This window comes from Allobosea lupini (assembly GCF_900109525.1).
Classification (GTDB): Bacteria; Pseudomonadota; Alphaproteobacteria; order Rhizobiales; family Beijerinckiaceae; genus Allobosea; species Allobosea lupini.
The window spans coordinates 251554-263867 of sequence record NZ_FOAN01000001.1 but is presented as its reverse complement, the minus strand read 5'-3'; the positions used below and the strand labels follow the sequence as shown (position 1 = coordinate 263867).

Annotated in this window: 15 protein-coding genes and 1 tRNA gene; 8 read left to right on the top strand and 8 right to left on the bottom strand. The window is 67.0% G+C overall.

All coding sequences use genetic code 11. From position 1 onward, the window contains the following. Nucleotides 1-20: 20 nt before the first annotated feature. From kdpA to BMZ21_RS30170, 3 genes are all read right to left on the bottom strand, one after another. Entirely contained in the window at nt 21-1730 is a 1710-nt protein-coding gene (kdpA, locus tag BMZ21_RS01240) for a potassium-transporting ATPase subunit KdpA (protein WP_091828941.1), read from the bottom strand. A 24-nt stretch (nt 1731-1754) separates the two neighbouring features. Further along, on the bottom strand, nt 1755-1841 hold the full coding sequence (gene kdpF / locus BMZ21_RS31100) for a K(+)-transporting ATPase subunit F (protein WP_091828939.1): 87 nt from the start codon (nt 1839-1841) through the stop codon (nt 1755-1757). Nucleotides 1842-2151: 310 nt separating this feature from the next. Then, nucleotides 2152-2313 (bottom strand): hypothetical protein, encoded by a 162-nt coding sequence (locus tag BMZ21_RS30170; RefSeq protein ID WP_158673321.1) that lies wholly within the window; start codon nt 2311-2313, stop codon nt 2152-2154. Nucleotides 2314-2458: 145 nt separating this feature from the next. Here BMZ21_RS30170 and BMZ21_RS01230 point away from each other — a divergent pair, with 145 nt between their 5' ends. Continuing rightward, nucleotides 2459-2896, top strand: coding sequence for a GFA family protein (locus BMZ21_RS01230; RefSeq protein ID WP_091828936.1), 438 nt, complete (start codon nt 2459-2461; stop codon nt 2894-2896). 6 nt (nt 2897-2902) lie between these two features. Here the strand turns inward: BMZ21_RS01230 and BMZ21_RS01225 are convergent, their stop codons facing one another. The 4 genes from BMZ21_RS01225 to BMZ21_RS01210 all read right to left on the bottom strand — a co-directional run bounded on the left by BMZ21_RS01225 (nt 2903) and on the right by BMZ21_RS01210 (nt 4558). Then, nucleotides 2903-3331: an acyl-CoA thioesterase gene (locus BMZ21_RS01225; RefSeq protein WP_091828933.1), complete on the bottom strand. Its 429-nt coding sequence runs from the start codon at nt 3329-3331 to the stop codon at nt 2903-2905. Nucleotides 3332-3407: 76 nt separating this feature from the next. Continuing rightward, nucleotides 3408-3704, bottom strand: a complete 297-nt coding sequence (locus BMZ21_RS01220) for a GNAT family N-acetyltransferase (protein ID WP_091828931.1) — start codon at nt 3702-3704, stop codon at nt 3408-3410. Between the two features lie 123 nt (nt 3705-3827). Then, nucleotides 3828-4046, bottom strand: coding sequence for a DUF2934 domain-containing protein (locus BMZ21_RS01215; protein WP_091828927.1), 219 nt, complete (start codon nt 4044-4046; stop codon nt 3828-3830). Between the two features lie 149 nt (nt 4047-4195). Then, on the bottom strand, nt 4196-4558 hold the full coding sequence (locus tag BMZ21_RS01210) for a carboxymuconolactone decarboxylase family protein (protein ID WP_091828925.1): 363 nt from the start codon (nt 4556-4558) through the stop codon (nt 4196-4198). A 243-nt stretch (nt 4559-4801) separates the two neighbouring features. On the opposite strand from BMZ21_RS01210, the gene BMZ21_RS01205 reads away from it, so the two are divergent. Beyond that, complete coding sequence (locus tag BMZ21_RS01205; protein WP_091828920.1) at nt 4802-4996, top strand: hypothetical protein; 195 nt, start codon at nt 4802-4804, stop codon at nt 4994-4996. A gap of 201 nt (nt 4997-5197) precedes the next feature. Here BMZ21_RS01205 and BMZ21_RS01200 read toward each other — a convergent pair. Beyond that, nucleotides 5198-5287, bottom strand: a tRNA-Ser gene (locus BMZ21_RS01200). A gap of 397 nt (nt 5288-5684) precedes the next feature. Between BMZ21_RS01200 and BMZ21_RS30940 the strand changes: the two genes are divergently transcribed. From BMZ21_RS30940 to BMZ21_RS01170, 6 genes are all read left to right on the top strand, one after another. Next, entirely contained in the window at nt 5685-6854 is a 1170-nt protein-coding gene (locus BMZ21_RS30940) for a septal ring lytic transglycosylase RlpA family protein (protein WP_280141461.1), read from the top strand. A 70-nt stretch (nt 6855-6924) separates the two neighbouring features. Continuing rightward, nucleotides 6925-8118, top strand: coding sequence for a D-alanyl-D-alanine carboxypeptidase family protein (locus BMZ21_RS01190; RefSeq protein WP_244543649.1), 1194 nt, complete (start codon nt 6925-6927; stop codon nt 8116-8118). A 2-nt stretch (nt 8119-8120) separates the two neighbouring features. Continuing rightward, nucleotides 8121-8798, top strand: a complete 678-nt coding sequence (gene tmk, locus BMZ21_RS01185) for a dTMP kinase (protein ID WP_091828909.1) — start codon at nt 8121-8123, stop codon at nt 8796-8798. Then, the gene (locus tag BMZ21_RS01180; RefSeq protein WP_091828907.1) at nt 8795-9865 is read left to right on the top strand and encodes a DNA polymerase III subunit delta'; all 1071 of its coding nucleotides are present in this window, start codon (nt 8795-8797) and stop codon (nt 9863-9865) included. The genes tmk and BMZ21_RS01180 overlap by 4 nt, the downstream gene beginning before the upstream one ends. Before the next feature lie 79 nt (nt 9866-9944). Continuing rightward, nucleotides 9945-11504 carry a methionine--tRNA ligase gene (gene metG, locus BMZ21_RS01175; protein WP_091828905.1) on the top strand — a complete coding sequence of 520 codons (1560 nt, stop codon included), beginning with the start codon at nt 9945-9947 and terminating at the stop codon, nt 11502-11504. Beyond that, entirely contained in the window at nt 11504-12304 is an 801-nt protein-coding gene (locus BMZ21_RS01170; RefSeq protein WP_091828896.1) for a TatD family hydrolase, read from the top strand. Before metG ends, BMZ21_RS01170 begins: the two co-directional genes overlap by 1 nt. Nucleotides 12305-12314 lie beyond the last annotated feature (10 nt).

Genomic DNA, 12314 nt, shown 5'->3' with positions numbered 1-12314 from the left:
GACGGAGTTCCTTTGTCGGCTCAACGAGTGGCCGCAAGCACCTGAAAGTGCTCGACGATCGGCCCAAGCGCGAGCGCGGGGAAGAATTGCAGGCCGCCCAGGATCAGGATGATGCCGATCAGCAGGCCGACGAAGAGCGGGCTGTCGCTCGGCAGCGTGCCGGCGGTCGGCGCGAGCTTCGGCTTGGCGGCGATGGCGCCGGCCATGGCGATCACCGGAACCATGTAGGCGAAGCGGCCGAGCAGCATTGCGATGCCGAGCGTGGTGTTCCACCAGGGCGCGTTGGCGGTGAGCCCCGCGAAGGCCGAGCCGTTGTTCCCCGCCGCCGAGGAATAGGCGTAGAGGATCTCGGTGAGCCCGCGTGGTCCCTTGTTCAGCAGCCCCTCGAGCGCGACCGGCAGCACCGCTGCGACGGCCGAGAAGCCGAGGATCGCGAGCGGCAGGATCAGCACCGCCAGCATGGCGAACTTGATTTCGCGGGCCTCGACCTTCTTGCCGAGATATTCCGGCGTGCGCCCGACCATCAGGCCAGCGACGAAGACGGCGAGCAGCGCCATCACCACCATGCCGTAGAGGCCGGAGCCGACGCCGCCGGGCAGGATCTCGCCGAGCTGGATCAGGAACATGGCGACGCCGCCGCCGAGCGGCATGAACGAGCCGTGCATGGCGTTGACCGAGCCGTTCGAGGCGCCGGTGGTCTGCGCCGCCCAGATCGACGAGGCGGCGGCGCCGAAGCGAACCTCCTTGCCTTCCATGTTGGCAGGCGCATCGGTGATGCCGGCAGCGATCATCGCAGGCTGCGGCGTCAGCGTCTCGGAGGAGTAGATCGCAGCGGCGCCGAGGCCGACCAGGATCACCATCGCCGAGAGCAGGGCACGCGCTTCCTTGCGGGCGCCGGCGACACGTCCGAACGCGACGACCGTGCCGAAAGCGAGCGCGTTCAGCGAGACGACCTCGATCAGGTTGGTCAGCGGCGTGGGGTTCTCGAGCGGATGGGCCGAGTTGACGTTGAACAGGCCACCGCCATTGGTGCCCCACTGCTTGATCGCTTCCTGGCTGGCGACCGGGAAAAGGGCGATGATCTGGTCGGCGCCTTCCAGCGTCTTGGCCGTGACATTGGCGAGCAGGCTCTGCGGCACGCCGGCAGCGACGAGCGCCAGCGCAGTGACGATCGAGAGCGGCAGCAGCACATAAAAGGTGTTGCGGGTCAGATCGACCCAGAAATTACCGAGCGTTTCGCCGCGGTCCGCGGCGAAGGCGCGCGCCACGGCCGCTGCGACGGCGAGGCCGGCGGCGGCCGAGACGAAGTTCTGCACCGTCAGGCCGGCCATCTGGCTGAGGCTGCTCATCGTCGTCTCGCCGCCATAGGACTGCCAGTTCGTGTTGGTGACGAAGCTGACCGCGGTGTTGAAGGCGAGATGCGGTGACAGGCCGTCGAAGCCCTGCGGGTTCAACGGCAGGAAGCCCTGCAGTCGCAGGAGGCCATAGAGCAGCACGAAGCCGGTCACGCTGAAGGCGAGCACGGCACCGGCATAGCTGAGCCAGTTCTGCTCCCTGTTCTTGTCGATGCCGAGTGCGGCGTAGAAGCTTGCCTCGACCGGCTGCAGCACCAGGTCGAGCGGCGTACGCTCGCGCGCCCAGACGCGCGCCATATAGATGCCGAGCGGCCAGCCCACGGCTACCGTCAGCGCGATCGTGAAGACGATCTCAGCCCAGCCCCGCCAGTCCATGCGAGGTCTCCTTTTTTGTGTTGTTCAGAAGCGGTCGGGGCGCAGCAGCGCGGCGACCATGTAGACCGCGAGCCCGAGGGCCGCGGCGGCATAGAGCAAGGTCAGGCCCATGGCATCAGACCTTGCGCAGCAGCGCTGCGTACCAGCCGAAGAGCGCGAAGGCCCCGGCTCCGAGCGCGAGAAAGACGATATCGGCCATGACGCATCTCCAGCCTTGGTTTTCAGACCGGAGATGTGGTGCCACCCCTGCTAAGCGGTCGAGCGGGAAGGGCAGGCGGGGGCATAAGGGCCGCGTAAAGATGCCCGACGGAACCGTGGCGAGTAACGATAGGATCCCGGCGCGAGACTAGGCGCGCGAGAGGCGTCGCTCGCTAGGCGATAAAGTCAGACGTGGAATGTGAGAAGTCGGGGCGAGCGGGCCTCAGCTGGCCGCTTCCAGCCCCACGATGGCGAGAAAGCCCGATAGCGCCAGGCCCGCCCAGAAGAAATCGTTGAGAACGCCCTGTAGGGGCGCGGCCCCCATGGTCACTACAGACAGGCCGCCGGCCAGGAACAGCGCCGACGCCGCAACAAGGCTGTTCATGATGTCCTCCCGCATTTTGGCTTCAAACGCGGCGGGAGCGATTCCGTTCCCCCGATTTGATGCGGTATCAAATCAGTAGTTTTGATGGGTTTTATCGCAGCCTATGATTGCTGTGATATGACGGTGCGCAACAAGGAGCGGGCCCATGACGCATTGCTTGAACGGCGCCTGTCATTGCGGCGCGATCGGGCTCGAATTGACGCTGCCGCGCCCGCCCGAGGAGGAAGTTGTCGGCGCCTGCCAGTGCTCCTTCTGCCGCAAGCACAACGCTCGGACGGTCTCCGACCCTAGGGCACAGGCCCGCCTCGTCGTGCACGAACCGGCCGAGCTGCAACGCTATCGCTTTGGGCTCGAAGCCTCGGAGGTCGTCCTCTGCCGCCGCTGCGGCGTCTACGTCGCCATGCTGATGACCGAGGCCGGCAAGGCCTGGAGCACGATCAACATCGATGCGCTCGACGAACGCGCCCGCTTCACCCGACCTGCCGAGCCACGCGATTTCAGCGGCGAAGCGCTGGAGGGACGGCGCGAGCGTAGAATAGCGCGCTGGACGCCGACCAAGCTGGTCGGCTGGCCGAAAGAGTGACGCCGGTCAGGCAGCAGGCGCGGCCAGTCGCTCCAGCTGCTCTCGCACAGCATCCGAGAACGGCCGCGCCTTGCGCGTCGCTTCGTCCATCTGGACGATCACGGAAAGCCCGCTGGCGACGCAGCGCTCGCCCTGGAAGATCGCCTGCTGGAGCCGGACCGAGCTGCGGCCGACGGACGCGACGCGCGTGCCGATCTCGACCTCGCCGGGCCACAGCAGCTCCGCCCGGAAATCCAGCTCAAGTCGCGCGAGAACGAAGGCCGTTCCCGGCTCGGCCAGCCGACCGGCCTGGCCATAGATCAGCTCGACCCGTCCGGTTTCCAGAAAGGTCGAGAACACCGCGTTGTTGACGTGGCCCTGGCGGTCGGTGTCGCCATAGCGGAGCTTGTCTCGCGCCCGCAGCGGAAAATCGGTGATGGCGAGATCGTCCGGCATGGCAGGCCCCGTTTCGTGACGGAGCCTTCAAACGCGATCGGCCGGCGCGAGGCAAGCTCAGAGGGGCGGGGGCGCCTCAAGCGAGCACGTCGCGGTAGTCAGGATGACGATGCGCCCAGGCGACGACGAAAGAGCAGCGCGGCACCACGCGCCGTCCGCTGGCGCGGGCGATCCTGAAGATGCCCTCGGCCAGTTGCGAGCCGATTCCGCGCCCGTTGAACGCCGGCGGCACCTCCGTATGCGTCACGACGATCCGGTCGCCTTCGCTACGATAGACCGCGAAAGCCTGTCCGCCGGGAAAATCAAGCTCGAAACGCCCCGTCTCGGACCGTTCGACGACCTCGGCCCGGTCAGCCTCCAAATCCTGCGTCATGCCTCGCCTCCGCGAATACCTTCCACACCAATGTGGGTGCGTCGCGACCGCTTGTCGTCGGTGCGATCATGCGGAAAGCGAATGGCAGGGCTGCGGACGAACCCCAGCCCCGCAGGGCTTGGGTCAGGACAGCAATTCCTGCTCGCGGCGGCGGGCGCGCTCGGCCTTGAGCTCGTCCTCAGCACCGCGATCGACAGTCTCTTCGCTGCGGTTGCGGAAGGTCCAGATCGCCTTGGCCGCTTCCCAGTGCTCGTGATCGCGGCCGTCCGGCTGCCCTTCTTCCATCCAGAGCGCATAGGCGATCTTGCGGATCTCGCGCTCGGCCTTGCCAGTATGACTCATCTCGTCCTCCTGGTTCCGTTGCGGTCGATAAGGAAACGATGGAACGCCATGGGGCGTTCCGCGCTTCCAAGGCTACCTTGCCACGGCAATATGGCGCTCGCATGAGCCATTTCGGAGGCAGGTGACGGTTCCTTCGGGCGAAGCCGGCGTTATTCGGCCGCCGCCGCCGGGACAGGGGTCGTCATCTGCTCGAAGCAGTCGAGCGTACGCGCGGAATAGACCAGCGCTGCGCCCGCATTCATCGCGATCGCGACGCCGAGCGCCTCGGCGATCTCCTCGCGGCTGACCCCGGCCTTGATCGCCGCATCGACATGGGTGGTGATGCAGCCGTCGCAGCGCGTGGTGACGGCGACGGCGAGCGAGATCAATTCGCGCGTGCGGGCGTCGAGATGCCTGGTCTTCGCCGCCCCGCCGGCCAGCGCGACATAGCCGCGAAGCGCGTCGGGGGCAGCCGTTCCGAAATCACCGACGCGGCCCTTCAGCTCGGTGCGATAAGTGGTCCAGTCCAGCATGGCACTGCCCTCCGTCGTGAGATCGGCCCGGTGATCGACCGGCCACGATTGTTAGGCAGAGGGGCCGGTACGCGCCAGCCTCGGGCGACATCGTAGAGCCGAGCGCATCTTGCGCTTCCGTCGTGAGACAGGGCTGACGCTTGTTCCGCGCGGGTGTGCGCCATGCGCATGCTTGAAGAAAGCGAACCCCACCCCAAATCCCGATGAAAGGGTGCCATCGCCTCCTGTGAAGCGGAGCTCGCAATGAACCAAGAGAAGCTGAAGCAATTCCGCAAGCAATCGGTCGAAAAGGCCCTGCGTGCCGGACTCCCCGCCTATTTCCTCGACGAATGCGAGGATGAGGGGGTGATCCGGGTCAGGCCTGGCGGCGCAGCCGAGCGGATCGTCATCCTGCAGGGCCGGGCGCAGGTTCAGCCGTTCGAATGCCGGGCCTGCTGAGCGGCGGCCCTCGCTCATCCAGCATCAAAACCACCCGACTAGACGAACAAGGCGGCGCCGAAGCGCCGCCTTTGCATTGTGCAGACAGGACTGCACCTCAGATAGCCAGACCGCGATCTCTGCTGGCTTCAGACTCGCGCTTCGCGTTTCCCGCCTCCAGCGGCAAAGCCCGAGATCGGCGCGTCGGGCTCTAAGGATAAATGGCGGAAGGGGTGGGATTCGAACCCACGGTGGGCTTGCACCCACGGCGGTTTTCAAGACCGCTGCCTTAAACCACTCGGCCACCCTTCCGGCGCCCCGTCATTGCCGTTCCCTGTCGATTTTTGCAAGCCGCATGCGGAGCGATCGTGGCAATCTTTGCCCATACTCCGGAGAATACGCGCATTTTCAAGAGCTTGCGGCAATGCTCCGCGCATCTCGTCAAGCCGCACCGTGAAGCCGGTTCGGGCGTTGCGGCGGGGTCACGCTCCACCGAAAAATGGCAACGGAATGGTGGCGGATTGACAGCCGCCGCATTTCCGACACCTTTATGCCCGCCCAAGGGCGGTGCTGGGTTTCCGTTGACGGTCATGCGTTCGCGCTGCCGCCGCTTAACGATCCCTTAATGGAATTGGTCGAAAACTGCGCCCTTGCCACGATAGTGGCTTGGGCGGCGCAGCGTTTTCGGCGCGACGAACAGGAATGCGGCATGATGCGAGGCACGAGCGCAGCGGCGGAGACCTCCTCTGTGGCCGAGTCCGGCGACGCCCCTCGTAGCTCATCGTCCTCCCTGTCCACGGCGACCCGCCTCGGCTGCGTCGTGCTGGCCGGCCTGTTCCTCGCCAACTGCGCCAACAACCAGGTCGCCCGCCGCGGGAAATCGAAAGAGATCGGCGCCTTCCCGTCCTCGAAATACGGTCCGGCCAGCGCCCGCGTCGTCGAAGAAGGGCAGCCGGTGCCCAAGGGCGGCGGCCGCGAGCTGATCGGCCGCAGCTACACCGTCGCCGGCAAGCGCTACACCCCTTACGAGAAGCCGGTCGGCTACACGGCCGTCGGCACCGCCTCCTGGTACGGCGAGGCCTTCCATGGCCGGCGCACCGCCAACGGCGAAGTCTATGATCGTATGAGCATCAGCGCCGCGCATCCGACCATGCCGCTGCCGGCCTATGCCCGCGTCACCAACGTCACCAACAGCCGCTCGATCATCGTGCGCGTCAACGATCGTGGCCCGTTCCATGGCGGCCGTGTCATGGACGTCTCGCAGAAGACCGCCGATGCGCTCGCCTTCCGGCATCTCGGCACGGCGCGCGTCAAGATCGAGTATCTCGGCCAGGCCTCGCTCGCCGGCTCGGACGACCAGATGCTGCTCGCCTCGCTGCGCACCGACGGCTCGCCGGCCTCGATCCCGGGCCAGAGCAGCCGGACGATGATCGCGAGCGCCGCGTCTCAGGTCGATCTCGGCCGCTCCGCGGGGCCGGATCTCGACGACGAAGCCGCCAGGCCCGCTCCCGCTCCGACGCCTGTTCGCACTGAACCTGCGCCGGTCGAAGCGCAGCCCGTCGTCCAGGCCTACGCTCCCGAGCAGCCGCGGACGATCGCCGTTCAGAGCCCGATCGTCGCCAGCGTCGCGGCGTCGCCGTCTGCGGCGGGCGTCCCGATCAGCGGAGTCCGCCTGCCGCCGTCCCGGCCCTTCGATCTCGGCGCCGCCGCCCATGCCGGCAAGCCGGTTCCGGGCTTGCGTCCGAGTGTGACGACGACGCTGCCGGTGCCGCGCACCGCCAGCCTCCCTGCCGCCACCGAGAAGGCGCCGGCCCTGCGTCTTGCCAAGGGCTCGCCGCTGTCCACCGGCACGAAGCAGCAGCCGCTGGCGCGGAATTGATCCTGTTGCGGGCTTGACCGCCCGGACTGGCACATCATCTGATCTCGATATGACGCAAGGTCGATCAGGGATGGCGCGCGCCCGCTATTTGCCAGCCTCCGGCGGAATTCTCGCAGTGCTGGCCATGCTGCTTGCGCTGGCTCCGGGGCTTGCTCGCGCGCAGGCGTTCCAATCAGCCGCGCCCTACGCGATCCTGCTCGATTCCGCCAGCGGCGCCGTGCTCTACGAGAAGGCCGCCGACGAGCTGATGGTGCCGGCGAGCCTCGCCAAGCTCGCCACCGCCCTCGTCGCCTTCCAGGAGATCGCCGCCGGCAAGATGACGCTGGAGACCGAGATCTCGATCTCGGAGAACGCCTGGCGCAAGGGGGGCGGCGTCTCGGGCGGCTCGACCATGTTCGCCATCGTCAACAGCCGGGTGAAGCTCGGCGACATCCTTCAGGGCCTGATCGTGCACTCCGGCAACGATGCCGCGATCGCGCTGGCCGAGGCCGTGGCGGGCGATGAGGCGAGCTTCGCCAGGATCATGACCGAGCGTGTCCACGCGCTCGGTCTGACCAAATCGCAGTTCCGCAACGCGACCGGCATGGCCGATCCGCAGCAGAAGGTGACCGCGCGCGAGCTCGCCTTCCTGGCCGACCATATCGTCAAGACCTATCCGGAGCTCTACCGGATCTTCGGCCAGCGCGACTTCACCTGGAACAAGATCAAGCAGAGCAACCGCAACCCGCTGCTCGCCATGGATATCGGCGCCGACGGCCTCAAGACAGGCAATATCGACGAGACCGGCTACGGCCTCGTCGGCTCGGCCGTGCAGAAGGGCCAGCGTCTGATCGTCGTGGTCAACGGGCTGAAGAATGCGCGCGATCGCGCCAGCGAGGCCCGCAAGCTGCTCGAATGGGGCTTCCGCTCCTTCGAGCAGCGGCAGGTCTTCGCCGAGGGCGAGACCGTCGGCGAGGCCAGCGTCTTCGGTGGCGAGAAAGGGCGCATCGCGCTGAAGGCGAAAGGGCCGGTCAATCTGCTGGTGCCGCGCGGCAGCAGCGAGCGCCTCGCTGCCCGAATCGTCTATCGGGGGCCCCTGCAGGCGCCGGTGGCGGAGGGGACGGAAGTCGGCCGCCTGCTGGTCACGCGCGGCGAGATCAAGACACTGGAGATCCCGCTCTATGCGGCCGAGTCGATCGCGGCCGGAACCCTGCAGCAGCGGGCGTTCGATGCGCTGATGGAGGCCGCGACCGGCTGGGTCCGCAAGGCCCTGAAGCGGAGTTGAGCTTGGCCAAAGCTAAGGTGCAGCCTGCGACCGGTCATTTCATCACGCTCGAAGGCGGGGAGGGGGCCGGCAAGTCGACCCTCGCCAAGGCGCTCGCGGCGCGGCTGGAGGCGCAAGGGCTTACCGTCGAGCTGACACGCGAACCCGGCGGCTCACCCAAGGCCGAGCGCATCCGCGAGGCGCTGCTCGCTGGGCGGATCAAGCCCTATGGTGCCTTCGCCGAAGCGCTGATGTTCCAGGCAGCCCGCATCGACCATGTCGACAGCCGGATCAGGCCGGCGCTCAAGCGCGGCGCCTGGGTGATCTGCGACCGCTTCATCGATTCGACGCGCGTCTACCAGGGCACGCTCGGCGAGATCGCCGGAGACAAGCTCTCTGCCCTGGAGACCGTCGCCATCGCCGGCCTGATGCCAGAGCTGACCTTCATCCTCGACCTCGCGCCCGAGACGGGCCTCGCCCGCGCCGCCCGTCGTCGCCAGCCGGGCGAGGCGACAGACCGTTTCGAGAGCGAAACGATCAGCTTCCATCGCCGCCTGCGCCAGGGCTTTCTCGACATCGCTTCCGCCGAGCCGCAGCGCTGCGTCGTGCTCGACGCCAGCCTCCCGCCGGAGGTGCTCGCGGATACCGCCTGGGAAGCGCTTTCCAGCCGGCTGCCCTTGCCGCAGATTGCGCCGGCATGATCGAATCGAGCAACGAACCCGACCGCCTGCCGAACGCGCCGCATCCACGCGAGACGCTGGCCCTTGTCGGTCACCAGCGCCAGGAGGAAGCCCTCCTGACGGCTTTACGCTCAGGCCGCGTGCACCATGCCTGGCTGCTCGGCGGCCCGGAGGGCGTCGGCAAGGCGAGCTTCGCCTATCGCGCCGCTCGCTTCATGCTGGCCGAGGGCGATCCGCTGCGCCGCGCGGAAGATTCCCGCGATCTCGCCGTGCCCGAAACGGAGGGAGCCACCCGCAAGATCGCGGCGCAGTCGCATCCCGACCTGCATCTGCTGCGGCGCATCGCCAAGCCGGACGGCAAGAGCTTCACCAGCAACATCCCGGTCGATCTCGTACGCCGGATCATCGACCGCTTCGGCTCCAGCGCGGGCGAGGGCGGCTGGCGCGTCGCGATCGTCGATTCAGCCGAGGACCTCGACCGGCCAGGCGCCAACGCCCTGCTGAAACTGCTCGAGGAGCCGCCGCCGCGCTGCCTCTTCCTGATCGTCGCCCATGCGCCCGGCCGGGTCCTGCCGACCATCCGCTCGCGCTGCCGGCTGCTCTCCTTCGAGCCACTCGGCGAGGCCGATGTCGCGCAGGCCGGCGCGATCGCACTGGAGCGCATGCGCCTGCCCTATGACGCCTCGGCGCTCCACCGCGCTGCCACTCTGTCCGAAGGCTCGGTCAAACGGGCGCTGACCTATGTCGACCCCGAAACGCTGGCGCTGGTCGAAGCGGTGAGGGCGCGGCTCGACGCGCTGCCCTCGATCGATCTCTCGGCCCTGCTGGCGCTGGGCGAGGATGTCGCGGGCAGGGCGGGCGAGGCCGATTTCGCGGTCATGATCGAGACCGTGCAGGGCTGGCTCGGCGCGCACCTTCATGCGCATGCCGCCGCCGGCCCGGCCCGGCTTGCGCCCCTCGCGGAGGTGTGGGAGAGACTTGCACGCGCCGCGAACGAGGTCGAAACCTACAATCTCGATCGCCGCCCCCTCGTCATGTCGCTGTTTCACGATCTGTCGGAGGCGGTTTCCCGTTCGCGCGCGGCCTGAAACCAGGAGCAGGATGCGAAAAGTGGAAACCGGTTTTCGCGCAAGTCCTGCTCTCACTCTTTGACGACCGGACAGACCAATGGCCTCGGCCCCGAAGTTCTATCTGACGACTGCGATCCACTACACCAACGGCCCGCCGCATATCGGCCACGCCTATGAGATGGTGTCGGCGGATGCGATCGCCCGCTTCAAGCGCCTCGATGGCTATGACGTCTTCGCCATGACCGGCACCGACGAACACGGCCAGAAGGTGCAGCGCACTGCTGCGCAGAACGGGCTCTCGCCCAAGGATTTCGTCGACGGCATCGCCGCGCGCTTCGAGGAGATGGAGCAGCGGCTGGGCTGCTCGTTCGACCGCTTCATCCGCACCACCGACACCGACCACCTGCCCTCGACGCAGGAACTCTGGCGCAGGATGGAGGCCAATGGCGACATCTACCTCGCCAAATATTCCGGCTGGTACTCGGTCCGGGACGAAGCCTTCTATGGCGAGGAGGAGACGACCCTCCAACCTGACGGCACGCGCCTGGGCGGGCAGGGCACGCCGGTCGAATGGGTCGAGGAGGAGAGCTATTTCTTCCGTCTGAAGGCCTATCAGGACAAGCTACTCGCGCTTTATCGCGACGTGCCGGACTTCGTCTCGCCGGAAACGCGCCGCAACGAGATCGTGTCCTTTGTCCAAAGCGGGCTCGAGGATCTCTCGATTAGCCGCACCACCTTCGACTGGGGGCTGCCGGTCCCGGGCGATCCCAAGCATGTGATGTATGTCTGGGTCGACGCGCTCAACAACTACGTTACCGGCTGTGGCTTCCCCGACGAGAGCGATCCGCGCTGGCACTACTGGCCGGCCGATGTCCACATCATCGGCAAGGACATCGTGCGATTCCATACGGTCTACTGGCCGGCCTTCCTGATGTCGGCGGGGCTGCCGCTGCCGAAGCGTGTCTTCGGTCATGGCTTCCTGCTGAACAAGGGCGCCAAGATGTCGAAATCGGTCGGCAACGTCGTCGACCCGTTCGCGCTCGCCGATATCTACGGCGTCGACCAGCTGCGCTATTTCTTCCTGCGCGAGGTCTCCTTCGGCCAGGATGGCAACTACAGCCACGAGGCGATCGTCGGACGCATCAATGCCGACCTCGCCAATGATCTCGGCAATCTCGCGCAGCGCTCGCTGTCGATGATCGCCAAGAACTGCGAGGGCAGGGTGCCGCCGGCCGGTGCGCTGACGGAAGGCGATCGCGCCATGCTGGCGCAGGCCGATGGGCTGCTGGCGAAGACGCGCACGGCCATGCAGGATTTCGCCCTGCACGTCGTGCTGGCGGACATCTGGGCCGTGGTCGCCGAGGCCAACCGCTATTTCGCCAACAACGAACCGTGGAAGCTCTCCAAGAGCGACCCGGTCCGCCGCGATACGGTGCTCTACGTCACGATCGAGACGATCCGGCAGGTCGCGATCATGACCCAGCCGGTGATGCCGCAAGCGATGGCCAAGCTGCTCGATCTGCTCGCGGTCCCGGCGGAGGCGCGCGACTTCGCATCGCTCGGCGAGACCGGCCGCCTCTCCGCGGGCACGGTGCTGCCGGCGCCGAGCGCGGTCTTCCCGCGCTATGTCGAGCCGGAAGGCGGCGAGGCGGCCTGATGCTGATCGATACGCATTGCCATCTCGATTTCCCCGATTTCGCCGAGGATATCGGATCCTATGTCGACCGCGCCGAAGCGGCCGGCGTCGGCCGGATGGTGACGATCTCGACCCGCGTCGCCCGCTTTGCCACCTATGCGGCGCTGGCCGAGCGTTTTCCCTCGGTCTGGTGCACGGTCGGCACGCATCCGCATGGCGCGCATGAAGAGCTCGACGTCACCGCCGGGCAGCTGGTCGCACTGTCGCGTCATCCGCGCTGCGTCGCGATCGGCGAGGCCGGGCTCGACTATCACTACGACAAGAGCCCGCGCGAAGCGCAGGAGCAGGGCCTGCGCACCCATATCGCTGCGGCCCGCGAGACCCAGCTGCCGCTGGTGATCCATTCGCGCGAAGCCGACGAGGACATGGCGGCGATCCTGCGCGAGGAAATGGGGAAGGGCGCCTTCCCTGCCATCCTGCACTGCTTCACCGCCGGCGAGATGCTGGCCCGCACCGGCGTCGAGCTCGGGCTCTACGTCTCTTTTTCCGGAATCCTGACTTTCAAGACCTCGCAGGCGCTGCGCGATATCGCCCGCGACATCCCGATGGAGCGCCTGCTGGTCGAAACCGACGCGCCCTACCTCGCCCCCACGCCTTACCGCGGCAAGCGCAACGAACCGTCCTATGTCGTTGAAACTGCGAAGGTTCTCGCCGAGGTCAAAGGCGTCTCCTTCGACGAGATCGCCCGGATCACGACGGAGAACGCCAGGCGCTGCTACTGGAAGATGGACCATGGGGCGCCTGTGGCGCGGGTTGCCTGAGGCTGGCGCC